27 protein-coding genes and 1 riboswitch are annotated in these 26,169 nt (G+C 43.9%); of the genes, 7 read left to right on the top strand and 20 right to left on the bottom strand.

Going from position 1 to position 26,169, the window contains the following annotated elements; genetic code table 11:
• Nucleotides 1–459: 459 nt before the first annotated feature.
• Complete coding sequence (locus BCU12_RS19000) at nucleotides 460–912, top strand: RNA-binding protein (protein ID WP_102405822.1); 453 nt, start codon at nucleotides 460–462, stop codon at nucleotides 910–912.
• Here BCU12_RS19000 and murI read toward each other — a convergent pair.
• Genes murI through BCU12_RS19015 form a run of 3 tightly spaced genes read right to left on the bottom strand, consistent with a single transcriptional unit; the run spans nucleotide 875 to nucleotide 4,264 of the window.
• Nucleotides 875–1,675: a glutamate racemase gene (murI, locus tag BCU12_RS19005; RefSeq protein ID WP_102405823.1), complete on the bottom strand. Its 801-nt coding sequence runs from the start codon at nucleotides 1,673–1,675 to the stop codon at nucleotides 875–877. The two genes, BCU12_RS19000 and murI, sit on opposite strands and share 38 nt — an antisense overlap.
• Nucleotides 1,676–1,712: 37 nt before the next feature.
• Nucleotides 1,713–2,396: a hypothetical protein gene (locus tag BCU12_RS19010; RefSeq protein WP_102405824.1), complete on the bottom strand. Its 684-nt coding sequence runs from the start codon at nucleotides 2,394–2,396 to the stop codon at nucleotides 1,713–1,715.
• A gap of 47 nt (nucleotides 2,397–2,443) precedes the next feature.
• Nucleotides 2,444–4,264: a TonB-dependent receptor gene (locus BCU12_RS19015; protein WP_102405825.1), complete on the bottom strand. Its 1,821-nt coding sequence runs from the start codon at nucleotides 4,262–4,264 to the stop codon at nucleotides 2,444–2,446.
• Between the two features lie 52 nt (nucleotides 4,265–4,316).
• Nucleotides 4,317–4,518, bottom strand: a riboswitch (cobalamin riboswitch).
• Nucleotides 4,519–4,676: 158 nt separating this feature from the next.
• Between BCU12_RS19015 and trmA the strand changes: the two genes are divergently transcribed.
• On the top strand, nucleotides 4,677–5,786 hold the full coding sequence (gene trmA / locus BCU12_RS19020) for a tRNA (uridine(54)-C5)-methyltransferase TrmA (protein WP_102405826.1): 1,110 nt from the start codon (nucleotides 4,677–4,679) through the stop codon (nucleotides 5,784–5,786).
• Nucleotides 5,787–5,850: 64 nt separating this feature from the next.
• Here the strand turns inward: trmA and BCU12_RS19025 are convergent, their stop codons facing one another.
• Both BCU12_RS19025 and fabR read right to left on the bottom strand, forming a co-directional pair.
• Nucleotides 5,851–6,240, bottom strand: a complete 390-nt coding sequence (locus tag BCU12_RS19025) for a YijD family membrane protein (protein ID WP_102405827.1) — start codon at nucleotides 6,238–6,240, stop codon at nucleotides 5,851–5,853.
• A gap of 4 nt (nucleotides 6,241–6,244) precedes the next feature.
• Entirely contained in the window at nucleotides 6,245–6,880 is a 636-nt protein-coding gene (fabR, locus tag BCU12_RS19030) for an HTH-type transcriptional repressor FabR (RefSeq protein WP_102405828.1), read from the bottom strand.
• 248 nt (nucleotides 6,881–7,128) lie between these two features.
• Here fabR and sthA point away from each other — a divergent pair, with 248 nt between their 5' ends.
• Nucleotides 7,129–8,529 carry a Si-specific NAD(P)(+) transhydrogenase gene (gene sthA / locus BCU12_RS19035; RefSeq protein WP_102405829.1) on the top strand — a complete coding sequence of 467 codons (1,401 nt, stop codon included), beginning with the start codon at nucleotides 7,129–7,131 and terminating at the stop codon, nucleotides 8,527–8,529.
• A gap of 38 nt (nucleotides 8,530–8,567) precedes the next feature.
• Here sthA and dinF read toward each other — a convergent pair whose 3' ends face one another.
• The 4 genes from dinF to BCU12_RS19055 form a co-directional block, all read right to left on the bottom strand.
• Nucleotides 8,568–9,947: an MATE family efflux transporter DinF gene (gene dinF, locus BCU12_RS19040; protein ID WP_102405830.1), complete on the bottom strand. Its 1,380-nt coding sequence runs from the start codon at nucleotides 9,945–9,947 to the stop codon at nucleotides 8,568–8,570.
• 35 nt (nucleotides 9,948–9,982) lie between these two features.
• The gene (locus BCU12_RS19045; RefSeq protein ID WP_102405831.1) at nucleotides 9,983–10,795 is read right to left on the bottom strand and encodes a class I SAM-dependent methyltransferase; all 813 of its coding nucleotides are present in this window, start codon (nucleotides 10,793–10,795) and stop codon (nucleotides 9,983–9,985) included.
• Nucleotides 10,796–10,895: 100 nt separating this feature from the next.
• Complete coding sequence (gene lexA / locus BCU12_RS19050) at nucleotides 10,896–11,513, bottom strand: transcriptional repressor LexA (protein ID WP_102405832.1); 618 nt, start codon at nucleotides 11,511–11,513, stop codon at nucleotides 10,896–10,898.
• 97 nt (nucleotides 11,514–11,610) lie between these two features.
• A complete protein-coding gene (locus BCU12_RS19055; protein ID WP_102405833.1) occupies nucleotides 11,611–11,973 on the bottom strand; it encodes a diacylglycerol kinase in 363 nt (120 codons plus the stop codon).
• 210 nt (nucleotides 11,974–12,183) lie between these two features.
• Here BCU12_RS19055 and plsB point away from each other — a divergent pair, with 210 nt between their 5' ends.
• Nucleotides 12,184–14,619 (top strand): glycerol-3-phosphate 1-O-acyltransferase PlsB, encoded by a 2,436-nt coding sequence (plsB, locus tag BCU12_RS19060; protein WP_102405834.1) that lies wholly within the window; start codon nucleotides 12,184–12,186, stop codon nucleotides 14,617–14,619.
• A 75-nt stretch (nucleotides 14,620–14,694) separates the two neighbouring features.
• Here plsB and ubiA read toward each other — a convergent pair whose 3' ends face one another.
• The gene (gene ubiA / locus BCU12_RS19065) at nucleotides 14,695–15,579 is read right to left on the bottom strand and encodes a 4-hydroxybenzoate octaprenyltransferase (protein ID WP_102405835.1); all 885 of its coding nucleotides are present in this window, start codon (nucleotides 15,577–15,579) and stop codon (nucleotides 14,695–14,697) included.
• The gene (locus tag BCU12_RS19070) at nucleotides 15,576–16,118 is read right to left on the bottom strand and encodes a chorismate lyase (RefSeq protein ID WP_102405836.1); all 543 of its coding nucleotides are present in this window, start codon (nucleotides 16,116–16,118) and stop codon (nucleotides 15,576–15,578) included. Before BCU12_RS19070 ends, ubiA begins: the two co-directional genes overlap by 4 nt.
• Nucleotides 16,119–16,281: 163 nt before the next feature.
• On the opposite strand from BCU12_RS19070, the gene BCU12_RS19075 reads away from it, so the two are divergent.
• Nucleotides 16,282–16,689 carry a flagellar basal body-associated protein FliL gene (locus BCU12_RS19075; RefSeq protein ID WP_102405837.1) on the top strand — a complete coding sequence of 136 codons (408 nt, stop codon included), beginning with the start codon at nucleotides 16,282–16,284 and terminating at the stop codon, nucleotides 16,687–16,689.
• A 101-nt stretch (nucleotides 16,690–16,790) separates the two neighbouring features.
• Here the strand turns inward: BCU12_RS19075 and glpG are convergent, their stop codons facing one another.
• The 6 genes from glpG to ftsY all read right to left on the bottom strand — a co-directional run bounded on the left by glpG (nucleotide 16,791) and on the right by ftsY (nucleotide 22,432).
• The gene (glpG, locus tag BCU12_RS19080; protein WP_102405838.1) at nucleotides 16,791–17,627 is read right to left on the bottom strand and encodes a rhomboid family intramembrane serine protease GlpG; all 837 of its coding nucleotides are present in this window, start codon (nucleotides 17,625–17,627) and stop codon (nucleotides 16,791–16,793) included.
• Between the two features lie 70 nt (nucleotides 17,628–17,697).
• Nucleotides 17,698–18,015: a thiosulfate sulfurtransferase GlpE gene (gene glpE / locus BCU12_RS19085; RefSeq protein ID WP_102405839.1), complete on the bottom strand. Its 318-nt coding sequence runs from the start codon at nucleotides 18,013–18,015 to the stop codon at nucleotides 17,698–17,700.
• A 408-nt stretch (nucleotides 18,016–18,423) separates the two neighbouring features.
• Entirely contained in the window at nucleotides 18,424–19,281 is an 858-nt protein-coding gene (gene rpoH, locus BCU12_RS19090) for an RNA polymerase sigma factor RpoH (RefSeq protein WP_102405840.1), read from the bottom strand.
• Nucleotides 19,282–19,514: 233 nt separating this feature from the next.
• The gene (ftsX, locus tag BCU12_RS19095) at nucleotides 19,515–20,483 is read right to left on the bottom strand and encodes a permease-like cell division protein FtsX (protein WP_102405841.1); all 969 of its coding nucleotides are present in this window, start codon (nucleotides 20,481–20,483) and stop codon (nucleotides 19,515–19,517) included.
• The gene (gene ftsE / locus BCU12_RS19100) at nucleotides 20,473–21,147 is read right to left on the bottom strand and encodes a cell division ATP-binding protein FtsE (RefSeq protein ID WP_102405842.1); all 675 of its coding nucleotides are present in this window, start codon (nucleotides 21,145–21,147) and stop codon (nucleotides 20,473–20,475) included. The genes ftsX and ftsE overlap by 11 nt, the downstream gene beginning before the upstream one ends.
• A 46-nt stretch (nucleotides 21,148–21,193) precedes the next feature.
• Nucleotides 21,194–22,432, bottom strand: coding sequence for a signal recognition particle-docking protein FtsY (gene ftsY / locus BCU12_RS19105; protein ID WP_102405843.1), 1,239 nt, complete (start codon nucleotides 22,430–22,432; stop codon nucleotides 21,194–21,196).
• A gap of 202 nt (nucleotides 22,433–22,634) precedes the next feature.
• On the opposite strand from ftsY, the gene rsmD reads away from it, so the two are divergent.
• Together rsmD and BCU12_RS19115 are read left to right on the top strand one after the other, a co-directional pair.
• Entirely contained in the window at nucleotides 22,635–23,234 is a 600-nt protein-coding gene (rsmD, locus tag BCU12_RS19110) for a 16S rRNA (guanine(966)-N(2))-methyltransferase RsmD (protein WP_102405844.1), read from the top strand.
• 40 nt (nucleotides 23,235–23,274) lie between these two features.
• Nucleotides 23,275–23,577 (top strand): DUF1145 domain-containing protein, encoded by a 303-nt coding sequence (locus BCU12_RS19115; RefSeq protein WP_102405845.1) that lies wholly within the window; start codon nucleotides 23,275–23,277, stop codon nucleotides 23,575–23,577.
• A gap of 109 nt (nucleotides 23,578–23,686) precedes the next feature.
• Here BCU12_RS19115 and BCU12_RS19120 read toward each other — a convergent pair whose 3' ends face one another.
• The 3 genes from BCU12_RS19120 to BCU12_RS19130 form a co-directional block, all read right to left on the bottom strand.
• The gene (locus BCU12_RS19120; protein WP_102405846.1) at nucleotides 23,687–24,280 is read right to left on the bottom strand and encodes a YhgN family NAAT transporter; all 594 of its coding nucleotides are present in this window, start codon (nucleotides 24,278–24,280) and stop codon (nucleotides 23,687–23,689) included.
• A 138-nt stretch (nucleotides 24,281–24,418) separates the two neighbouring features.
• Complete coding sequence (locus BCU12_RS19125; protein WP_102405847.1) at nucleotides 24,419–24,655, bottom strand: YecH family metal-binding protein; 237 nt, start codon at nucleotides 24,653–24,655, stop codon at nucleotides 24,419–24,421.
• 47 nt (nucleotides 24,656–24,702) lie between these two features.
• Entirely contained in the window at nucleotides 24,703–25,326 is a 624-nt protein-coding gene (locus tag BCU12_RS19130) for a lysoplasmalogenase family protein (protein WP_102405848.1), read from the bottom strand.
• Nucleotides 25,327–26,169 lie beyond the last annotated feature (843 nt).

Here is a 26,169-nt window from a genome sequence, read left to right on the forward strand (position 1 = left end):
CAGTTCATTGAAACCAAATTTGAAGCCTAAGCTTCTAATTGGATTATCATCAACGAGTGCCCACACAGATTGATAGGTTTAAATTGTTAAAGAGCGCCTAGCTTTCGTGCGTTTCCGCTCGTTGCTAGGGGTGCGTATAATACGCTTTGAACCTTTAGAGTCAAGAGTTAATTTTTAGCTCTTTTCCTCTGCTGAACACTCAATGTGATTGTTGTCTCATTCCGTGTCAGTGAGGCGGCATTATAGAGAGGATTTACTTTATGACAAGCCTTTTTAATTAAATAAATTCTGTTCGTCTAAAAAGCCACCAACATCACTAATATTGAATAAAATTTCAACATTTGAGTCATGTCACATCATTATATTGGCAAATCTCAATACATGTACGTAAGATTCATGTGTCTATTTTGTTAACAGTAGACGTAACTCTCTCTTATTAATTGAAATGTAGTATTCAATATGAACTCTAATAAATCTATCTCAATGGTAGTAGGCCTAGCAGTGATTGGCTCTATCGTTATCTATTTGGTACCCGTACCATCTGTATTCGCATTCCTTATCGGTGTTTGTGCTTCTGCTCTTATCCTTAAACCTTCTAACACTGACACGGAAACTTCTGAAACTTCTTCTCCTTCAACCCAAACTCTTTATGTAGGTAACTTGCCTTATAAAGCAAACGAAGCACACGTAAGGGAACTGTTTTCTAAACATGGTGAAGTTTTTGCCGTACGCTTAATGAAAGACAAGCGCACAGGTAAAAGACGAGGCTTTGGTTTTGTTGTCATTGCGGCAAGTGATGTGAAGTCAACTATCCAAGAACTTAATGACCAAGATTATATGCAACGAACTCTAAAGGTTAGAGTTGCTAACGATCCTAAACACCCTGAAAACGGTGACGTTGAACAGAGCTAAAACCAAGCTCTTGTAATGCATAATTTAGTGCGCTTTCATTTGATGGGCGCGCACTACTCCAAACTTTCTGACTCCCAACATAACGCTCCCCTGTCTCTAGACCCAATAAAGACTGTATACGTCTTGCTATTGCTTCCCCAGAATCGATCAGAACCACATTGTCACCTAAGACTCGGTTTATCTCTTCTTTGATCAGAGGGAAATGAGTACACCCTAGAACGGCAACATCAATTTGACCAATGAGGGGCGAAAGGATATTGGCCAACTTAACTAGATCGACTTCTTTTCCTCTTAGTTTCGCCTCTGCCATCTCAACAAGTTCGGTAGAACCTAGCATCTCAACATGAGTATTCGGGGAAAAACTTCGAACAAGATCTTTAGTGTATTCACGAGTCACCGTAGCCGGTGTTGCAATCAGACCGACTGCTTTATTCGCTAGAACAGATGCAGGTTTTATAGCTGGAACAACCCCAACAACAGGGATGCTCAATTTACTGCGTAAGGTGGGTAACACAATGGTACTTGCTGTGTTGCACGCTATAACAACCGCACTGACCTGATTTACCTCGACATGTTGCGAAACCAACTTGTCTACCCTTTGAATCAACACTTCCTGGGTTAATTCACCATATGGGTAGGCTTCGTTATCAAAGAGGTAAGTACAATTTACTTGCGGCAAAAGCTTTTTTATTTCTTGATATACAGATAAACCACCGACACCGGAGTCAAATATAAGAATCGAAGGATGAACCTGATGAGACACGTTATCTATTCCCTAATTAAGTATCCGTGAATCATACTTACTCTTTTATATTTGGCAACGCGGTTGCTTTATATCTTTGATAACTAAACCGCTCGTCGTGGTCTACATTCAGTAACTGCAGTTCGATTTTCCCTTTAAAGCAAGGGGCCTGCGTGACTAACGTATGGAATTCACCATTTTCTCCACAAAGGTCCACTCCATTAGGCAGGCTTAAAAGCAAACTATCCGAGTATTGTTGGCCACAAAATTTTCGGTCAAGCTGACTGCCATCAATCGTGATTAAAGAGGTCACTATTCCTCTTTGCAGTATTTCTTTGGCAAGTACCATTGAATCCTCTCCCAAAAGTGGGAACACAGACTCCAAACCTGCAGGCTCTATATAGCTATTTCGATAATCAACAATCCCATTGCAGAACATATCACCGAACGCCACCGCATCAACGGCTAGGTTAGAACCTTTAATGCCATCAATGACAGCTTTCTTGTAAACATCATTGCTAGGGAATACTTCCGGCAATTCTATGAGCACTAAAGGAAGCCCTATCAAGTCAGCCTGCATTTGCACTACGTCTAATGGCGTGGCTTGAAAAGGAATCTCATCCTGAACATAGGTTGTGTACAGTCCTATGACTTGATAGTTCGGATTTTCCAATAGCCTCAAAAGAGTCAGTGTGGAATCTTTACCTGACGACCAACTGATGATCACATTTTTCTTTTTCATTCATCGAAACCTAAAAGTAAAAAACCGCCCGAAGGCGGTTTGTTTTATTAGAATGAGTAAGCTACGCTCACGTAGTAGTTACGTTCAGGGGTTTTATAGTTTTCCGCTGTTTCGTACTCTTCATCAAACAAGTTTGCAACTTTACCTGCAACTGTCACACCATTATTAAAATAGTAAGAGGCCGCAAAATCAAATAACGAATAAGCAGCTAACTCTGTTGTATTTGCTAAATCGTCAAAACGTTTACCTTGATAAAGATAACTTAAATCGAAGCGCCAATCGCTCAATTCATAAGTGGTATTCCACTTGGCACTATGTTTTGCGCGACGCGCCAACTGATTACCTGTCGACTTATCTTCAGTATCCAAGTAATCATAAGAGGCCATATGGAATAAATCACCCGTGTAAAAAGTACCTACAACTTCGTACCCTTTAATCCCAGCCTCACCAACATTAACTTGAGTCATTCCGTTACTAGCGATCATCTTTTCTACATCACTATTGTGCGCAGCGATTCGGAGGTCAAATAGTTCAAAAGTTGCTTCAACCGCTACTTCTGCTGTTTCTGATTCTTCTGGAACTAGGTCTGGGTTACCAGAGTAACAACCCCAAGAGCTGCACTGCAAAGGCCAATACAATTCATTAAATGTTGGCGCCTTAAACGCTGTACCATACATACCGACTAAACGCACAGTGTCGGTGATTCTATAACCCGCGCCAAGTTGATACGTTGTAAAATTCCCAAATGAGCTGTTATCGTCCCAACGAACGTTCGCCTCCCCAGAAAAATCACCTAGAGCAACACTTCCACCAGCATAGACCGCAGTGTTATTTCGACTGTCTTCAGTCATCTCCGTGGAATCATTTTTCACTTTATCTTGATACCAATCTACTCCACCAATAACAGATGTTGCTTCGTTGACATGATAAAGATTATTCCACGATACAGAATGGCGATTCGTTGTGATCGCACTTGGTGTCGTCCCTTGACCATACGATTCGGCTTTATCTTGATTCGTCGCTAAGGTAACGACGCTATTTAATTGCTCTTTCTTATAGTCACCGACAACGCCCAATGCGTAAAGCTCACTGTCTGTATTATCGACACCACCCCATGGATTATCAAATTCAACATCATGTTGCTGGTAGTATCCATTCGCTTTTAATACGAAGTTCTGATTAACCTGGGTACCACCATCAATCGTTAGGTACTGAGTGCTGTGTCCATCTTTATCAGAATCATATGGATTAGTGCTGCTTGGTTGGATGTTGTAACCTTCGCTTTGTTGATGAGTAGCTGCAATGTTCAACCAACCGCTCTCATTGGAGACCGATCCTGCTGCATTTAGGTCATACAAACCAAAGCTACCCGCGCCCGCTTTCACACTTGCAGAATTGTCAGCACTGCGTGTCGTTATAATATTGACGACTCCACTTACTGCGTCTGAACCATAAACCGCCGCTCGAGCACCACGTAAAACTTCAATGCGCTCAACCCCATTAAGTGGGACTGCAGCTAAGTTGGCATACCCTAAAGTAGCACTGCCAATTCGAGTACCATTAACTAATACCAAGGTGTTTTTAGTTGAGCGACCACGAATGTAAAGTTCTTGCCCGTGAGCAACGCTGCCTTGATTCGTAACTTGAACACCAGGTAGTCGGCGTAGCACGTCTGAGAGTGACGTTGCCTGAATTGCATCAATATCTTGTTTAGTAATCACTTCAACAGGAGCGATCGTATCGCTAATATCTTGCTCAAAACGGTTGGCAGTGACGACCATAGTTTCATCGACTTGCTGCTCAGCGTAAGAAATTGAGGTGTGCGTAGTTAGCGATGCCACTGCAATCGCTAGAATAGATTTGTTCATTATTTTTATCCTAAATCGCGAATATCCTACCGAGCATCGATTTCAATATCAGATGTTGTTCTCGGCTACTGGCAGGTCTTCGGACTTAAGAGCATGGTTTTCACCGCCTATCGCTCGACTTCCCACACCTTCTAGTGCAGTGTCACTTGAGCATTCGTTCTCTTTTACCGCTGCGCGTCAGTTCTGGATTCACACCAGATTCCCTTTTCAGCCATCTATACTTCTAGAATGGCACCAGTTAGTCGAGGATATTATTCCCCAAGGTGGGCTTTGTCTATATAAACATCGCTATAAGCTATAGTTTTATCGACTAGAAAAACCCATGAGTTACATTCATCACTGGACAAGTGGCGAGGATTGAATAAAATCTGCGCTCTTTCTTAGAATGCACCGTACCAAGTAAGGCAAAACCATGGCGACTCTTGATGTAAACCCTGAGCACTACCAAGAACAATTGGCAGAAAAGACCGAACGTCTCACCCAAATGTTTGCACCCTATCATGTGCCAGAGTTAGAAGTGTTTGAATCCCCGGCTCAACACTACCGTATGCGTGCGGAATTTAGAGTGTGGCATGACGGCGACGACATGTTCTATGCCATGTTCAATCAAGAGACAAAAGAAAAGTACCGAGTTGACCAATTCCCTGCTGCGAGCCGTTTGATCAACGACCTCATGCCTCTTCTTATTGATGCGATGAAAGAGAACACTGCCTTACGTCATAAGCTCTTTCAAGTGGATTTCCTGTCAACACTAAGTGGCGAGATCTTAGTGTCACTTCTTTATCATCGCCAACTTGATGAAGAATGGATTGAACAGGCTAAGATTCTCAAACAACGGCTGAATGACGAAGGCTTTAACCTGAACCTTATTGGCCGTGCGCGTAAGATGAAAATTGTTCTGGATCGTGAATACGTGATCGAGAAGCTCGATGTTCATGGCCAAACCTACATCTATCAACAAGTCGAAAATAGCTTTACGCAACCGAACGGTAAAGTGGCAGAAAAGATGTTGGAATGGGCAACGGACTGTACTCAAGATAGCCACGGTGATTTATTAGAGCTCTACTGCGGTAACGGTAATTTCTCATTGGCGTTAGCGAAAAACTTTGAGCGTGTGCTGGCAACGGAACTGGCAAAGCCTTCGGTTGAGTCAGCGCAATACAATATTGCCGCCAATAATATCGACAACGTTCAAATCATTCGCATGTCTGCGGAGGACTTCACGGAAGCCATGGAGGGAAAACGCGAGTTCCGCCGTTTAAAACAAGCGAATATTGACCTTAAAAGTTACAACTGCAACACCATTTTTGTCGATCCACCACGCTCTGGCATGGATATCGATACGTGTAAAATGGTGCAAGGCTATGAGCGTATCCTCTATATCTCATGCAACCCTGAGACACTAAAAGAGAACCTCGATATTCTTGGAAAAACACATAACGTGACTCGATTTGCACTGTTCGACCAATTCCCATATACCCACCATATGGAAGCCGGTGTTCTGCTTGAGCGAAAAGCGTAATTTGATACGAACAAAATAAAAAAACGAGCCCATAAGCTCGTTTTTTATTAGAAAGAGAAAATAGCTACGATGCTTTACCAATAAAGCCGAGCTTCTTGCCAATCCAAAGCATCAACAACATCACCACAACGATGGCAATCAGGTTTGAACCTGCATCCGGGTACTGCGCCTTCACAAAAGCAGAATGGCCAAAACCACCCACAAAGAAACACGCTAAACCAACCAAAGGGATGTCTTCCGACACAGGGTTACGCAGATACTCCTGATACAGAGCTTGTACTGACAACACTAAAGCGATCAGTGGAAAGATGGAAAAGCTCATTTCACTGATCGTCAGCCATGACAGTAATGAGTCTCCACACATACCAGCGATCAAAGCGAGAACCAATGTCTTGCGCTCTGAGCCTTTGTTTACTTGAGAACCTTGGTCTTTTAGATTTTCTGTATTCGACATTCAACTACCCTGCTTTATTTCGTTTTCTTTCACGCTCTTTACGATACCAAAAAGCCCCTTTGGCGATCATGCGTAGCTGCATAATCAAACGGTCCGCTAATTCATCGCGTTCTCGTTTAGACAAATCCAATGCTTCAGCGCCTGAGCTAAAAACAAGCGTGACAGAGGCTTCAGCCTGAGTCAGTGCTTCATCTTTACTCATTCCTGTACTCGTCAGGTACTCTGTTAACTCCGCAGCAAAGTGCTGCATCTCCCGAGCAACGGCGGTTCGAAAATCAAAAGAAGTTCCCGAACGCTCTCGAAGTAACAACCGAAATACGTTCGGGCTGCTTTCGATAAATTCCATAAACGTTTCAACTGAGGTGCGAATAACGCTCCCTTCTGTTGCTATGCGCTGACGAGCTTGTCTCATTAACTGACGCAATAACAAACCGCCTTCGTCAACCATCGTTAAGCCTAGCTCATCCATGTCCTTAAAGTGGCGGTAAAATGAGGTTGGGGCAATGCCTGCTTCGCGGGCTACTTCCCTTAGGCTGAGATTTGAAAAACTTCTATCAGCACTTAACTGGCTAAACGCCGCATCAATTAATGAACGACGAGTCTTTTCTTTTTGTTGCGCTCGTATACCCATAGATTTCATTATTAGACTACTTTACTCACTATTTATCGCCACTACTATAGCGCGAAGCAAGACCATTCATAAAGCCTATGTTATCGATAACCCCTACCTGGGTCATAAAGCCATTCCTTTAAATCAGTCAAAGTTGCTGTTTTTAATACAGTGTCCGTGATCACTTCGACTCTCTCAGCCTGATTTCGTTTACCTATCAGTGATATGAGTTAAAATATCGCTACAGCAATGTAAAAAAATATAACAAGGATAGATTTATGACTGAGAGTAACCACTTTGATGTAATAGTGATCGGTAGTGGCCCAGGTGGAGAAGGGGCAGCTATGGGATTAACCAAAGCGGGGCTCAATGTCGCTATCATCGAGAAAGAGAGCAGCGTCGGTGGCGGCTGTACTCACTGGGGAACGATTCCTTCTAAGGCGCTTCGCCATGCTGTTAGCCGAATCATAGAATTTAATAGCAACCCTCTTTTCTGCAATAACAACAGCAGCATCCACTCCACTTTCTCTAATATCCTCGGCCACGCAAAATCGGTCATTGATAAACAAACCCGCCTACGCCAAGGCTTCTATGACAGAAACGAATGTACGCTGATCTTCGGTTCCGCTCAGTTCTCTGGTGAACACTGCATTAATGTCACTCAACCAGACGGTACTGTCGAGAAGTACACCGCGGATAAATTCGTTATTGCAACGGGCTCTCGTCCATACCAACCTGATAATGTCGACTTTACGCACTCACGTATCTACGACAGTGATTCAATCCTTAGCTTAGAACACGACCCTCGCCATATTATTATCTATGGTGCCGGTGTGATTGGTTGTGAATACGCGTCTATCTTCCGCGGCTTAGGCGTAAAAACAGACCTGATCAATACTCGAGATAGACTGCTTTCTTTTCTTGATAACGAAACCTCTGACGCACTGTCTTACCACTTTTGGAACAGCGGCGTGATCATTCGTAATGATGAAACGTTTGAAAAAATTGAAGGGACAGATGATGGCGTCATTGTTCATCTCGAGTCTGGAAAGAAAATGCGTGCCGACTGCATTTTGTATGCGAACGGGCGAACAGGTAACACCGACAAGTTAAACCTTGAAGCGATTGGCTTAGCCGGCGATTCTCGTGGCCAAGTGTCGGTTAACAGTAACTACCAAACCAGTATTGAGCATGTGTACGCGGTTGGTGATGTGATTGGTTACCCTAGCCTAGCCAGCGCCGCGTATGACCAGGGCCGATTTGTGGCACAGGCTATTACGCACGGTCAAGCATCTGGTTACCTGATAGAAGACATTCCTACAGGAATCTACACCATTCCAGAAATTAGCTCAGTAGGTAAAACGGAACAAGAGTTAACGGCCGCGAAAGTTCCATATGAAGTTGGGCGCGCTTCGTTCAAACACCTGGCACGCGCTCAAATTGCAGGCAAAGACATCGGCAGCTTGAAAATACTCTTCCATAGAGAGACCAAAGAAATCCTCGGCATTCACTGTTTTGGTGAGCGTGCTGCAGAGATCATTCACATCGGTCAGGCCATTATGGAACAAAAAGGGGAAGCCAATACGATCGAGTACTTTGTGAATACCACCTTTAACTACCCAACCATGGCGGAAGCGTATCGTGTGGCCGCGTTGAACGGCTTAAATAGACTGTTCTAACCTAGGTCTACTTTAGATTGTTACCGAAACCGCAGGCATTATCCTGCGGTTTTTGTTTCCAGAAACTCACCTTTTCGCCATTGGTGTATCAATAATACCGCGAGACCAATCCCACGCATTGCCATGAAACTGAGCATAGCCAGCCAAAGCGCATGGTTACCCAATGAATTGGCCATGTAGAAAATAGCAAAAAAGAAACACGTCGCCAAAAACATGCTATTGCGCATTTCTTTCCCCTTTGTTGCACCAATAAAAATACCATCTAGCAAGAAACACCACATCGCCGTTAACGGCATCGCAATGAGCCAAGGTAAGTAAACATGAGCACTAGATTGAACAGAAGGAATGTCTGTGATCAAATTGATCAGGCTCGATCCCGCAAAATAGAATACTAAGGTTAAGCCCAAACAAATCATCAAGCTCCAGAAAAAGGTTCCAATAAGAGACTGATTAAGCTCTTTTCTGTCTTTCGCACCAATGGCTTTGCCCACCATCGCTTCCATTGCGTAAGCAAAACCATCCATTCCGTAAGAGATCATCATCAAGAAGCTCATCAGAACCGCGTTTGCGGCCACCGTCTCATCGCCGAAGCTCGCGCCTTGGAAGGTCATGAAGCTGAAGGTCGCCTGTAAGCAAAGAGAGCGCAGAAAAATGTCACGATTGAGCTTCACAAACCGGCCAATATCCTGGCCACATTTATCGACAATAGAACGAGGTGAAGGTAACTCTCTAGCGCACCATGTTCGATAAACGCACACCAAACCAAACGCAAAGCCCATGTAATCGGCGATGACCGACGCTAAGGCTGCGCCCTCAACTTTCCAATCAAGCCCAATGACAAACAAAACATCGAGCGTAATGTTGGTCACGTTTGCAATAATGACCATCCACATTGGGGCTTTGGCATTTTGAGTGCCGAGTAACCAGCCTAAGATGACAAAGTTGGCTAATGCCGCAGGCGCACTCCACGCACGAATAGCAAAGTACTGCTGCCCATAGTGTTTGACTTCTTCACTGGCATTGCTCCAAGAGAATATCCAGTCAGATAGAACACCGTGCGCAAGCAAAAATACAGCGGCAAAACCAAAAGCCATCAGCAAGCCTTGCATGAAGACTAACGCGAGTTGCTGCTTATCATTCGCTCCGTAAGATTGAGCGGTGAGACCCGTTGTCGACATGCGCAAAAAGCCCAACAACCAAAAAGTCACACTGATCATCGTGCCACCCAACGCAACTCCGCCTAAATACCAAGCATGATCCAAGTGCCCAATCACAGCCGCATCCACCAACCCAAGCAAAGGAACGGTGATGTTCGATAACACCATTGGGATCGCGAGAAGAAGCACTCTTTTGTGCAAAGATAGGTCGTTTAGGCTTTTGACTAGATAGTTTAGGTATTGAATAGGTTGGGATTTCACAGTCACCTCACTTGTTAGAGTGAAGTGTAACTGGATCACCAACGAAGCTGAACTACAACCGGAGTTAAACGCTGCTTTAAAGAGGGGAATTTAGATATCCAACGGTGCCAGAGCTTCCAGCGACCACAGTTTTTATCCAGTGGTGAACATGTTTTTACCCATTGCGCCCAAGGAAGATAGTGAAGAATTGACTCTCCAGGCTGAGCATAACCATGTGCATACTCGGCCGATCCTAGCTTCTGCCCGAGCTGAGATGAGGTCTTGTCTCCTGCAATGACCAGGCAAGCCGTGGCAGCATTGAAGTGACGCCCAAGCGCTTGCACGAACTGAGCAACCTGTGCTTGGTTGGCATCAAGGAGTGCGTGCTCACAGACAATCATAACGTTGGCACTATTTGGAACAGGCAATTGATCAAGCCATTGAAGGTCGTCTACGGAACCACAGTGGTGAGAGTATCGTTCACTCTTATGAAAGAGCTTTTGTCGCCACAGCAAATTCTCAGTCACATCAAGCTCAACCCAGTGACATAGGCCGTTGTCGACTCGATAGAAACGGGTATCTAGCCCCGCTCCTACGTTAATAATCCACGCGTCGGGGCATCGATCAATAAAGGCTTTGACTTGCAAATCACACAATTGGGTTAAGGTGGCATGGAGTAACTGCTTTTGATCAATATCACCAGACAAACACTCAGGTGCAACCTGGCAATGTCGGCAAGCATTCGCAGCAATGGGATCATAAACAAGGCCATCATCAACCAAACTTTCTCGGCTACGAAGCCACAGTGGTTGCATTAAATTGGCAGGGATTTGATAACGTCGTTTCGTAGAGGGGGTCGGCAGAGGCATTATCATCTTCCTTATGAATCCAGAAAGAAGATGATAATGAATATCATTTAAACTTACAAGCTATTGAGAACTGCAGAACACAATTTCTCAAATAATAAGGCTACATCCAGTCAGTATTACGGATAATTCCGACCGCGATACCTTCGATAGCTAAATGTTGAGCAGTAAGGTCAACCTCAATAGGCGAAAACTCTTCATTTTCCGCATGAAGAAGAACAGTCGAGCCTTTGCGTTCAAGGCGTTTTACCGTGACGTCGTCATCAACGCGAGCCACTACCACTTGGCCATCACGTACATCTTGAGTTTTATGCACGGCGAGCAGATCACCGTCCATGATACCAATGTCTTTCATACTCTCGCCATTCACGCGCAGTAAGAAATCCGCCTGTGGTTTAAACATTGTAGCATCAACTTGGTAGTGAGTTTCTACGTGCTCTTGAGCAAGAATCGGCTCACCCGCAGCCACTTGGCCAATAAGAGGTAATCCCTCTTCTTCATTGGCCGCTTCCAATAGAATACGGATACCACGAGAAGCGCCAGGAATAATCTCAATCGCCTCTTTACGTGCTAAGGCTTTAAGATGTTCCTCTGCGGCATTCGCAGAGCGGAACCCCAATTCACGAGCGATTTCCGCTCGAGTCGGTGGCATTCCAGAATCTTCAATTTTACTTTTGATTAAATCAAATACTTGTTGTTGGCGTGCAGTCAACGGCTTCATAAGTCACCTGTCTTTTTATACAGTTAACTGTGAGTATATCCAGTAAGTTATAAAATGAAAAGATAATTGGTTGTTTTTTCGATCATTCACAAATTCGTCAAAGAATGATGATCTCAATCCAGACGTAAATCGCCAATAGAATAGTAATAAAAACGGCCGCAGAGCCCATATCTTTTGCGCGACCAGAGAGCTCGTGAAAGTCTTCACCTACCCGATCAACCACGGCTTCTATTGCGCTGTTTATCAGCTCGACGACCAACACCAGCAAAACAGAAGTGACTAACAGCACTCGCTCCACATCGGTCACTTCAAAATAGAATGCGCTGGATATGAAAATAATGGCCAGCAGTAACTCTTCTCTAAAAGCGGCTTCGTTTTTAAACGCCGATGTCAGGCCTTTAAATGAATACTTCATGGCATTTCGAAGTCGTTTGAATCCATGTACAGCTTTGTCTGGCACGTTGTTTCCTTTTAAAAACAAGCATTCATAAAAATTTCGCACAAATCTGACCTAAACATCCACATTATGATTAAAAGGTTAGACCAGTTTCTGTTATCCTTGCCGCTCTTTTAAGTGACCTGCCTAGGTGATTCTCCACTTCTCGTTAAAATAACAATTAGGTGGAAAGTCACTTATGCTTATTTGAAATACGTGAGGCTGTGAAATACTATGTCTTCTGGACAATCCCTAGCGCGATCAATGCTGAAGCTACCCTTATCTTTTTTAGTAAAGGGGACGGCAATTCCTTCAAATCCTATTGAAGATCATAATATTGATCCTGACAAGCCTCTCGTATACGCACTGCCATTTCGATCGAGTGTTGACCTTCTTACCCTACAAAAACACACGCGTGAACTTGGGTTACCTGATCCATTAAGCCCTGTCACGATTAATGGCCAGTCTTTTCCACGCTACGTATTTACCTCTACTCGCCCGACGCTAATGCAGCGTAATCAAGATGTACCTAGCACCTCTATCTCGCTGTTCTCTTCTCTACTAGAGCTTCATCAGTTTGATAGCAACTTGGATGTTCAGATCATTCCAACGACTGTGTTGTGGGGAAGAAAACCAGGAAAAGAAGAGCAGACAAAGCCTTATCTTCAAGCGCTCAATGGGCCGCAGAAAGCAGCGGCGGTGATTGTTTCAGGTCGAGATTGCCTCGTCAGATTCAGCCCTGTCGTGTCACTGCGTTATATGGCCGATGCCCATGGCACGGATAAATCGATTGCCCATAAGCTCGCTCGCGTTGCTCGTATTCACTTCTCTAGACAAAAGCTCGCGGCGTCTGGCCCTAACCTGCCAAATAGACAAGCGCTCTTCCAACGCCTACTCGACTCTAAGGCGATTGAGCAAGCAATCGAAGAGGAAGCAAAGAGCAAAAACATCCCGATAGAGAAGGCTCGCAAAGAAGCGCACGCCATCATGGAAGAAGTCGCCGCCAACTTCTCCTATTCCTTGATCAAAATGGGGCAACGCACGTTAGGTTGGCTGTGGAATCGAATCTACCAAGGCTTGAATATTTCCAATGCCACGCAAATAAGACAACTCGCACAAGATGGCCATGAGATCGTATATGTGCCCTGTCACCGTAGCCACATGGATTACTTATTACTCTCTTACGTTTTGTATAATGAGGGCATGGTTCCACCGCATATTGCAGCAGGTATTAATCTAAACTTCTTCCCGGCAGGTCCAATATTTAGACGTGGTGGTGCATTCTTTATTCGTCGAAGCTTTAAAGGCAACAAGCTTTACTCCACCGTCTTTCGTGAGTATCTAGCCGAACTGTTCAGCAAAGGCTATTCCGTTGAATACTTTAGCGAAGGCGGGCGTTCACGTACGGGTCGTTTACTGCAAGCTAAAACGGGCATGCTGGCCATGACCATTCAAGCGATGCTTCGCGGGCTTAATCGACCGGTCACGCTCGTACCCGTTTATATTGGCTATGAACACGTTATGGAAGTAAGCACTTACGCCAAAGAGCTGCGTGGCAAAGATAAAGAGAAAGAGAACGCTGGCCAGGTGCTTCGTACCATTCGTAAACTGCGTAACTTTGGTAAGGGGTATGTGAACTTCGGTGAACCCATTCCTCTTAACCAATATCTCAATGAGCAAGCGCCCGAATGGACTCAAGACATCGATCCATTAGGTGGAACCAAGCCTCAATGGATAAACCCTGTCGTCAATACGCTAGCAAATAAAATGATGACGCATATCAACGATGCCGCGGCAGCAAACGCATTAACGCTGTGTGCAACGGCTTTATTGGCTTCACGCCAACGTGCGCTGTCTCGCGACAGTTTGGTCAATCAGATTGATAGCTATTTATCATTATTGAAGAACGTGCCTTATTCATCCACTTTCACCATGCCGGAAGAGAGTGCAGATGAACTGGTGACGCACGCCGAATCGCTTGATAAGTTCGTGATTGATAGCGACGCTATGGGCAGTATTGTGTCACTCGATCGTCATCAGTCAGTATTGATGACCTATTACCGAAACAACATTATTCATTTGTTTGCGATCCCATCATTGATTGCTCAGATGCTGATTCGCAGCCGACAGTTACCCCTGTCTGAAATTGAAAGTCGCGTTGCCAAAATCTACCCATTCCTTAAACAAGAGCTTTTCTTGAGCATTGAAGAAGAAGCGCTCTCTGACGTCGTGAATGCCTATATCGAAGAGCTATCACGACAAGGCCATGTGTGTATCGACGGGGACAATGTTGCGATTAACCAAGCGAACACTCAAGTGCTGATGCTTCTTGGTCGCACAATCACAGAGACACTGCAAAGGTACGCTATCGCACTCAATTTGCTGTCAACCAACCCTGAATTGGGTAAGGCTGATTTAGAAAAGAGAAGCCAAGACATTGCCCAACGCCTTGGACGCTTGCATGGCATCAATGCTCCTGAGTTTTTCGATAAAGGGGTGTTTTCTGCAATGTTTAACACATTGAAGCAAGAAGAATATTTGGATGTAAACGGAGAGTGCGATCAAGCACGAAGCCAAGAGCTCGCCCAAATGTTGTATTCCATGCTGTATCCAGAAGTCAAACTCACCATTCAAGAGAGTATCCATCAGGCCAATGGTTTGGAAGACTAAGTCGATAGGATAAGAGTTCAATAAAACCAAAAAGGGCGCTTAAATAGACGCCCCTTTTTACACACACTTCACGTTTTACTTAATTAGAAAACCCGTCAATAATCCAATGGTGATCACCATACCGACATAGTTATTATTGAGAAAAGCACTAAAGCATAAGTCACGATCGCGATGGCGTATCAACCATTGCTGAAACACAAACAGCGCACCAACGACCAGTAAGCCCCAATAAAAGGCGTCACCTAGCACATAGTAATCACCGAGCAATATCAACATGATCATGGTGACAAGCTGCAGCGCGCCAATGATCATTTTATCAAATCGCCCGAACAGTACCGCCGTCGATTTAATCCCGATTTCGACATCATCATCTCGGTCCACCATTGCATACTGAGTGTCGTAAGCGATCGTCCAAATGGCATTAATCACAAACAGATACCACACCATTAATGGCAACTCGTTGGTTTGCGCAGCCCAAGCCATAGGAATAGCCCAACTAAACGCCAAGCCTAAAAATAGCTGCGGTAGATGCGTGTAACGCTTCATAAAAGGGTAAACAAAAGCGAGAACGATACCGGCAAAGGATAACTGAATAGTTAGAGGGTTCATGGTGAGAACGAGTAAAAACGACGTTATCGCGAGCACTAAAAATAAGCCGATGGCCTCTTTGCTCGACACCAGACCAGAAGGCAAAGGGCGATTTTTCGTCCTCTTCACATGACCATCGACCTTTCGATCCGCGAAATCATTAATCACACATCCAGCTGAACGCATGAGTACGACACCGAATACAAATACAAGTGTCACATCCCAACGAGGGAGACCTTCAGCAGCAACAATCAGCGCCCATAATGTTGGCCAAAGCAATAATAGTGAACCTATTGGGCGATTCAAACGCATTAATTGCCAATAAGCTCGCGCCTTATCTGATACGACGGAGCTTGTGTTTACAGCAGTCATGATTTGCACTCGTGTAAGTAAACCGGAGAGGTGGGCAAAAAGAGCTCAGCAACCAACATCGGTTTATTGTTCATCCATAAACGGGAACGACGTGCCAAAAAACGCCCGTCTTCCGTTTCAGCCCACCCCACTTGCAAAGCATCTCTTTTTACATCGTTGGTGCTGAACACGGTTAATCCTAACGGGATCTCCCCCAGCTCTTTTAAATCATGTTCTTGTTTTTCTAGAGAGGAATTAGGGATCAAAGTTCGTCCAAGCACCCAAGGTATTCCATCTCCTTTGAGTACCACTTTACGCAAAAGGCACTGTTCTGGGGATAGCAACTCAACTTCCTGAGAATTCAGTCGCTCAACTTTAACGGTGCGATTATGAAGTAAGTCTACACTTAACTCTTCACAATGAAGTTTAAGCAAACGCGATAAAGACCCAGCCTCAAGCAACCAATGCTGAGCCTGTTCTGTTGGATAGTCAAAGTTTGACGGATCCTTCCAATTTACTTGAAGTAAAGCAGATAGATAGAGCGAAGTTGATAGATTCATACTAGTATTCAATTATTAGCTTTAACATCGTAGAATAAAGCTGCAAAGATTGGTCAAAGCCAACCGAGGAATGCTCAGTGCATTTCATAACAAACAGATACTCCATTGTAACAAGACTCTATAGATACGAGTATCATCATTATAAAAAAGAAAAGTCATAAATATGCTTAAACGTTATCTAGCCCAAATAATTGTCATTTTCAGCTTGGTTATTTCAATACCCAGTTATGCAGAAGAAGCAGCAACGCCACAACTGGCTTACTTTACATTAGAACCAGATTTGACCACCAACTTCTATACTAAAGGTAAAAAGCTAGGTTACATTCAGGTGCGTATCGATATCATGGTGGCCAGTTCTGCTGATCTACCTATAGTGGAGCTGCATCAACCGCTGATTCGCGATGCCGTCATCGAGCTACTCGGTCAACAATCTGAAGATACTATAAAATCTCTGGCAGGAAGAGAAGACTTAAGAAAAATCCTGGTCGATCAGCTCAATGCCATTCTATTACCTGAAACTGGCCGAACCATTATTGCCGATCTACTGTTTACCAAATATCTCTACCAGTAATCGCGAAAATACCCAAAAGTAAAGAAAGCTTACGCAGTGACGTAAGCTTTTTTTTTAATCGTCGAAAACCATATTACTGATGACAAACATCGCAATACGGACTAATTTTGATGTTTCGCCTTGCTTGCATCCATCAATCCTAGTGCAACACCCGCAATCAAGCCCACCAAGTGCGCAGTATTGGCGATGGCCATATAAGGCTGTACATACCCTAGCACTAGCCAAACCAACATAAAGCCAATCAGTGGTCTAGGTAGATTAAGACCCAACTTCGGCGCTTTAACACCCAACATCCATATATACCCCATCAGAGCATAAACAACGCCTGACAAGCCACCGAAATTCGCACCTTCGACCCAATATTGCCCAGCACCAGAGAGTGCCGCTGAGAGAGCAAAAATTTGTAGTAATTTCAGCGAACCAAGACGTTGCTCTATATCGCCGCCGAGCTGCCACCACCACAAAACATTAAAGGCGATATGCATGACGGAAAAATGAAGAATAGCGTGTGTAAACCAGCGCCATAACTGCAACTGTTGTCCAGCTTCTGCAGGAAAGTGTAGGAATGAAAACACACTTTGTTGAAAACCCAGTTGCAGTAATACGAAAACACCTATGCACAGTGCCATGCCAAATAAGGTAACAGGCCCTGCTTTCGCTTTGATCATACTGATAAAGCTGGGAGTGTGATACGAAAAAGCATTGGTACGCGTTTCTGCCATTGTCCAAGAGGCGGCTTGATATTTATTGTCAGTCGGGTTGTCAAGAAAGTGAGTTAGTTCAGATTCAACTTCAACTTGATGTTGATCCTCTAACAGCCACAATGCGTATTGCCCATCACCTTCCGGCATCATACGAATCTCAATCTGCCTAGACGCCATGTAATCAATAAACGCTTGCGCCGCTCTTGGGTTCGCTACGGTTAACAGTCGTACCATCTGCCTATTACCACCTTTCTTAACTGACTATGATTAAGTGGTTGTCAGAATATTCGCATTCTGAATCCGCCTATTGCGTTATCGGTAACTCCGCTCGACGCCAGGCTTCCATCCCACCATCAATACTATACACCTCAGCAAACCCTTGGTTAATCAAATACTGCGCAACATTTTGACTGCTGATCCCGTGGTAGCACATCACAAGTATTGGCTGTTCAAATTCAGTCTCATTCATAAAATCGACAACGGTGTCGTTACTCAATGGAAAAGCACCCGCAACATGGCCTTGAGAAAAAGATTGGCTATCACGCGTATCAACCAAGACCACTTCTGGTTTAGTTAATAGTTCCTGCGCTTGATGAATATTGATGGTTTGAAACTGTTCCAATGGAATCTCCTTATCGACGGTACTAAATTGCCGTGATTGTAACCTATCCCAAGCTTGATAAGTACCGACTGACAATATGGTTATCCACTTGAGCAACAAAACAGCCAAGTTGTGTATAACTCTGTGGATTGCGTTGATAACGTGGTTTTGGATCATTTGATCCACTAGATATAGTGTTGATCATTATTTATTTGTGAGTAAAAGGAAAAGTATCCCCACAGGATAAAAAGGGACAGCGCCTTTGTTTGCCCCGCTTGCTGACAGGTGCTTAATAATGTTTACACAGAGTTACCCACAGGCAAGTCATTGTGAATGAATAGGATTTGGATCGAATAAAAGAAAAAAGCCGAGATCATTTGATCTCGGCTTTCTAAATTTGATGCTGTTTTGTAAAGCTAACTAGAATGACTAAAATTCGCCAACGGCGGCTTTCAGCTTCTTCATTGCATTCTTCTCTAATTGACGAATGCGTTCTGCCGATACGCTATAGGTTTCAGCCAATTCTTGCAGAGTCGTTTTGTTATCATCTAACCAACGAGAACGAACAATATGCTGACTACGGTCATCCAAAGTCGCGAGTGCTAAACTCAAACGATTATTTGTATGCGCTTCCCAATTTGACGCTTCTACATTATCAGCAAGGTCAGAAGACTGATCCTCAAGGTAGAGCACTGGAGCCGTATAAGAATGGCCACTTTCGTCATCATCGTTGGGCATCTCAAATGTAGAGTCTTGAGCCGCTAAACGAGATTCCATTTCTCGGACTTCAGATGGGTCAACCCCAAGCTCACGAGCAACAGTTTCAACCTCACCGTTGTTAAACCAACCTAAGCGCTTCTTAGACTTACGTAGATTAAAAAACAGCTTACGTTGTGCTTTTGTGGTCGCAATCTTAACGATACGCCAGTTACGCAATACGTACTCATGAATTTCGGCTTTGATCCAGTGAACAGCAAAAGAGACCAATCGAACCCCAACTTCAGGGTTAAAGCGTTTGACCGCTTTCATCAGTCCAATATTACCTTCTTGTACAAGGTCTGCCATTGGTAGGCCATAACCAGAGTAACCACGAGCGACATGAACAACAAATCGAAGGTGTGACAAAATAAGCCCTTTTGCGGCTTCTAGTTCACCTTTGTAATGTAATCTTTCCGCGAGCTCGCGCTCTTCTTCCGGCGTTAGCATTGGGTAGCTATGTGCTGAACGAATATAGCTATCTAAGCTATCTTGCGATACGACTGCCATTGAATACGATTTAGTTGTCATTCAATTCCTCATCAATCTCTGATCTGGATTATATATTTACCCTATATCACTTGAACTGAATCTGAACAGCTTTCAAGCAGGGGTCAATCATTATGCATAAACCACTAGGCGTTACAAGCCCCAAAGTGGCCTACAACCCAGTTTATGTCTAACTTACTATGTGAAAGCGGCTATTCCTAGTCACGGTAAATACAGGTCTAAAACCCTTTCGCGTATGTTAGGACACTAGCAGCTTACACTGGTTCAATTTCTTTTAGATGACGCTTTGCTGATACTTTTGCTGCAGAGCAACCAAGTAATAAACCTAACATCACAAGCAGAAGAGATTCATCCCAGCTCAGGCCTATCAATCTAAAGTGGCTATCGTAGAGCATCGCTAGGCTTTCTACCGAGCTGTTCAGCAAGATGGTGATGAATGCAGTAAGAATCCAAGCAAATGACGCCCCAAGCAAGCCAAACCACATCCCAGAATAAAAGTAAGGGCGCAGGATAAAACTGTCAGTCGCACCGATGAGCTTCATGGTTTGAATCTCATCTTTATTGGCTAATACATTAAATCGCAAGGTATTACCGACAATGAGAAAGACAGAGGCGAGCATCAATACTGATAGAATGGTTACTATGACGGTGATCAGGGTTTGTATCGCGTCGAGCCTTGTTAACCAATCTTCATCTACCCGAATATTGGTGATCTCTTTATGCTCTTTCAGGCTATTGATAATCGTCGTGACTTGCTCTTTGTCTTCTGCACTTGGGGTAATGATCAAGACACTTGGCAGAGAATAATCATCCAGTAAGCTGATCGCCTGTTCGAAACCCGAATACTGACTAAGATCATCAAGGCCCTGTTGTGAGGAAATATATTCCACTCGAGCCACCTCTGAACGACGCTCAATCTCGTCTTTCATCACCATGATTCTGGCTTCGGGTGTACGCTCAACAAGATAGGCGCTGACTTGCGACGGACTGACGACACTATCAGCGACCGCGGCAATATTTTTTCCCAGCAGATACAAACAAGATGGCATCGCGAGCGCCATAGAGATGACAGCCAAAGTCAGAATGTTTCCTAGTGGCCGCTCCCACAGCGCAAAGAATGAGCGTTTGGCTTGTGTCAAATGCGACTGGAAGAAACCAATGGTTTTGAATGGCTTCTGAATGCGCTTTTTCGCTGCTTTTTTATTGCGAACATTACCGGCCATAGTCTTCGACCTCGCTTAAAAAACCTTGGTTTAGTTCAAGATGTCGATATTGAGGGCGTGTGTTAACAAGGCCAATGTCGTGTGTCGCGAGGAGAATCGTCACCCCAGCTCGGTTAAACTCTTCAAACAGTTTTAGAACACGGTTGGAAAGCTGTGGGTCTAGGTTACCCGTGGGCTCATCAGCCAGCAGTAATGTCGGGCGATTGACTACGGCTCTCGCGATCCCTACTCGCTGTTGCTCACCACCAGAAAGCTGGCTTGGCAAACAACGGGCTTTATCTAGCAAGTCCGTTTTATCTAATGCGGCATTCACTCGGCGCTTAATATCATTTTCTGAAATAGATTCGATTCGCATCGGAAGTGCTACATTATCGAAGACACTTCGGTCCATAAGCAGGCGATGGTCTTGAAATACGATACCAATATTGCGTCTGAGAAATGGAATGTCTTTATTTGGAATACGAGTAATATCATGACCATTGAAGCTGACCTTTCCATCCGTTGGTCGTTCAATGGCACAAATCAATTTCAGCAAGGTGCTTTTTCCGGCACCAGAGTGCCCACCTAAAAAGGCCATTTCACCCCGTTTAAGGTGGAAGTCCACTTTCTGAAGCGCCTGACGGCCACCTCGATACGCTTTACTCACTTGCTGAAAATTAATCACCTGCGATTCCTTTTACTTTCCAAAATCCATTACGATTAAACGACGACTATTCTTCGCGACTAAATAGAGCTTCAACAAACTCTTCAGTTTTAAATGGACGTAGGTCATTAATGCCCTCTCCAACACCAATATAACGGATTGGGATCTGGAACTGATCAGCAATGGCAAATATGACTCCACCTTTTGCGGTTCCATCTAACTTAGTGAGTGTTATTCCGGTGACTGGAGCAACTTCACTGAACAACTTAGCCTGGCTGATCGCATTTTGTCCGGTACCCGCATCTAAAGTAAGCATGATTTCATGTGGGGCTGAATCATCAATCTTCTTCATCACACGAACAATCTTCTTCAGCTCTTCCATTAGATTAGATTTGTTTTGCAAGCGACCTGCAGTATCAGCAATGACCACATCTGCGCCACGAGCCTTTGCAGCTTCAATCGCGTCATAAATAACGGACGCACTGTCGGCGCCAGTGTGCTGAGCGATGACGGGCACATCATTTCGTTCACCCCAAACTTGCAGTTGCTCAACAGCAGCAGCACGGAAGGTATCACCCGCCGCCAACATCACTTTCTTACCATCATTCTGGAATTGTTTCGCCAGCTTACCGATGGTCGTTGTTTTACCAACACCATTGACGCCCACCATCAGAATCACATAGGGCGTTTTGTTGGTATCCACAACGAGTGGTTTATCAACCGTGGTAAGAATCTCGGACATCTCTTCTTTGAGCAGCCCATAAAGTGCCTCACCGTCTTTCAGATCTTGACGTGATGCTTTCTCAGTTAGGCTTTCTATAATTTTAACAGTGGTATTCATGCCGACATCGGCGATCAACAATTGCTCTTCAAGCTCTTCAAACAGTTCATCATCGATCTGTTTGCCTTTGAACAAGCCAAAGAAGCCCGCACCAATGTTCGCTTTAGTGCGGCTTAAGCTGCGCTTTAAGCGGGCTAAAAAGCTTTCGGTTGGTTTTTCTTGCTCTTCAATTCGAACTTCTGCTTCTGCTTCTGCTTCTGCTTCTGCTTCTGCTTCTGCTTCTGCTAGGACAGGCTCATCGATCTCTTCTGAATTCTCAACCGTTGACTCTTCCGTTGGTTGAGTTTCCTCTAATGTTGCTTCCGACGCGTTATCTTGGTCTGGTGAAACAACGTCTTCTGAGGCATCCGTTATCTCTTCATTCTGCTCAAGGTTCTGTGAGTCTGTACCTTGAGCATCTTTAGTCTGCTCTTCATCGCCAAAGCCTAGCCAAGAGAGTAAGCCGCGTTTCTTTTTTTCCGTCATCTGGAGATATCCTAGATTTACTAAACTAACAACAACACTTTTCTTATAGAATTGTCTCTTCTATAGAAAAGAAAGTGACAAAGCAGTGAAAAACCTTCAATTAGATTGGTACACTCTGTCACTATAAAATTCAGATTTACACCTTAACCTTGTATGTAAGGTAGCGGTGTATAGTAACACTTAATTAGCGGTCAAAAAATCTATGGTAAGACGTCGCCAGCAAAACACATCACAAAAAAAGCCTTCCACTGGCTTTGTTCGCATTATCAGCGGCCTATGGAGAGGAAGAAAACTGCCTGTTCATGATCTGGAAGGGTTAAGACCCACCACAGATCGAGTCAAGGAAACCCTATTTAACTGGTTAGCACAAGACGTACCGCAAGCAAAATGTCTCGATCTCTTTGCCGGTTCGGGCGGCTTAGGATTTGAAGCCGCCTCTCGCCAGGCAGAGTCGGTGACTTTAATCGAGTTAAACAAGCAGGCCTACAACCAACTTTCGGTCAATGCCAAAGCCGTCCAAGCCGAGAACATCAACGTCATCAATAGCGACAGTCTGACGTATTTAAAACAGCCAGGCACCCCCTTTGATATTGTATTCATCGATCCCCCTTTTAGAAAGGGTCTGCTCGCTGAAGCTATCGAACTGCTTGAACAGAACAATTGGTTGAGTGACGACGCCTTAATTTATGTCGAGACGGAAAAAGAACTCACGCTTGAGGGTATTCCTAGCCATTGGGTTAGCCATCGAGAGAAAACAACGGGTCAACTGACGTATCGCCTTTTCACTAGAAAAGAGCCTTAATTTCAATCAAGTAACGAAATAGACTTGATAAGGAGAAACAATGAACGGTGGAATTATTATTGCTAAATCAATCATTGCCATTGTATGGGCGGTACTGTTTTATAATCTCGTTATGCCCTTTCATTACCCGCTAGATCTTGTGCTCTACATCATCATGGGTTTCTTGTTTTTTACTCACGTACTGCAGACCGTTATCTTTTCTGCGGCTTTTTCTAAACAGCTACGTTTAAGTTTCGGCGATAAACTCTCCATCCTCGTCTTTGGTGTCTGTGCTCTGATTGATATCCGCAACAAACGCATGCCTGATATGGCCTCAAAGGCAAGTGGCGATAGCGAGGTTTGACTCTAGTAGCATGTCGCTGATGAGATAAGGTCTCAGGCGAATATTGAATATTAAAAAACGCTCTTCCTAGTCAATAGGTAAGAGCGTTTTTTTGTTTTCTTGGTGAAGCTTAACCTGTCATGGCCATATAGCCTTTTATGCCATTTAGGAACATCTGAGTTGAAATCATCACAAGCAGTAAACCCATTAATCGTTCGATGGCTTTTAGCCCTCTCTCACCCAATATTCTATGGAAGAAACCAGAGAACATTAAGATAAAGAAGGTCGCTCCCCACGCCAGCATAACGGCCGCAGAAAGCTCTAACATGTTATCAGGATGCTGAGTCGATAAAAGAAGTAACGCCGCTATCACCGAAGGCCCGGCAATCATAGGAATAGCCATAGGTACAATAAAAGGCTCTTCACCAGCCGCTAACCCCGTAATGCTACCTGCGCTCGGGAAAATCATTTTAATCGCAATGATAAATAAAATAATGCCACCAGAGATACTTAAGGTTTCTGGTTCAACGTGCAGGAAGTTCATAATACTTTGCCCTGCGAATAGGAATAGCAGCAAAATTGCAAGTGCAAACAAAAGCTCCCTAAACAAGACTTTCTTACGACGTTTAGGATCAAGGTGCTTCAGTATAGAGAGAACAATTGGAAGGTTGCCAAGGGGATCCATGATAAGGAAAAGCATGGTGGCGGCAGATAAAATTTCCATAACAAACGACCGTTAAAGTTAATGGGCGGAGTATAACGATTTCATTAGGCAGAAGAAACCCGCTTCAAATCTCGCCGCCTCATAGAAGCACAGTACCTTTATTCTAGGCGATGTTTGGGCACTACTCAGGCATTCAGATTAGTGGCTGCACACTCGCTCAGCATTCAAGCTCCAAACCCCATTTTCGACAGTGACTTTCTGTTTTTCTTTAAAAAATTCAAGTAAACCATCAAGCTCAAAGCCATTGCGGCTGCAGGTACGAAATCGCACATCATTTCCATGCTCTTTCACTATCACATCGCGAAGTGCTTCTTCTGTCATCGATTGTTCGCGTAATAGATTGAGCACAGCGTGCGCATGAATTTCATTTGACATGATAACGTCCTAAAGTAAGTGATGAACAATTAAAGCGTTAGACTGATTTAAGCGATCGCTGACGCCGTGATCAAGGAATAAGCCAGTAGATAAGTACCCGATATCAAGTATCGGCCACCTTTAATTGGGCGGCGGTAATCATGAATCGCCAGAAGCCCGGCCGAAACAATCAATACAATCGTGCCTATAAACCCGAAAAGGCTAGGTAACGAGGAATGCAGCAGCCACACTGAACCCGCAGCCCAAGCCAATTGCACAAGAACTAGCCCCATAATAGTGACGGGGAATATAAGCTTGTCAATCTGAGGAAGTAATAAGAAAAAAGCCACAATGCCGCTTGCTAGCAACAATGCTGGTAACCACCATTCAATACTACTGGATAGCTGAACCCAGAACGACTGCCCTAAACAGACTTGAGCCAAAATAAAACACGCAAAACATAGTCGTCTGTTTCGTCTTAATAGGTATAGAGTATCGGCTATCATAGAGACCCCTACTCCTAACGCTACCCACATCTGAACCAATGTCAGTTCAATGCTTTGCTGATATAGAATGACCAATAAAAATGCAAAGCTCACAGCACGAAATGCCATCGCCTGCTGACTCTTACTGCTTTCACTTGCTGAAATACTTACAAAGCCTGCTAAAGCAACAGACATCCAACTCCACATACCTATACCTCTAATTATTACGCCGCCAGTTTAGGCCTGTGATTATTGATGTCTATAGGGAGATTGCGAAACTTGGATCTTGATAACCATTCCTTTTTTACTTGCCGATAGTGCCTAGACAACGTCCTAGTCAGTAAAGTTCTACAAACTGGCCATTGGTGTCACACATCAACATCTTCAAACAAAAATCCGCAACAAAGAAGCGCCACAAGCGAGATAAGTTAAGGAAAATCAATTCATCATCATCAAAAACAAATAGTAATAGTCTTTTATTTTCAATTAATTAATCAAACAGAATGATATTCAAACCCGTCTAACCCTCAGGCCGATCACTAACCTCGAAATAGGTCAAAGTACTCCCCAAGTCATAAAATCTCATGTGATGTTAAACAATCAACAACCTCAACAAACAGAAATATCAATTAAATAGTGCAAATTTAATTAGCTAACCACCCCATTCACCATCAAAGCATCAAAACAAAAAACAACATCAATAAAAGAATAAAACAATAAATACTTACGCATTAAAAAACAACGACTTAAATAAACACCCAACAAAAATTAAAGCACATCGCACACTTTAAAAACAGTAGAAAAACAAACAAATTCCTCCCCAAATAACGTCAATAACAGCACATTAAAGTTATCTTTATGCAAGTCTTATCATCAAATACTTGATCAAACCACTAAACCAGTGCTATTCTAATAAGCATAGAATTAAACATAGACACATAGGAGCTGAATTATGATTACTTCTTCACAAAAACAAGGACTTGTAATGATCGCAGTCGTAGTTGGCTTAATGACACTACCTATGATGTATTAATCAAGTTACAAATAAAC

Source organism: Vibrio sp. 10N.261.55.A7 (genome assembly GCF_002877365.1).
Classification (GTDB): Bacteria; Pseudomonadota; Gammaproteobacteria; order Enterobacterales; family Vibrionaceae; genus Vibrio.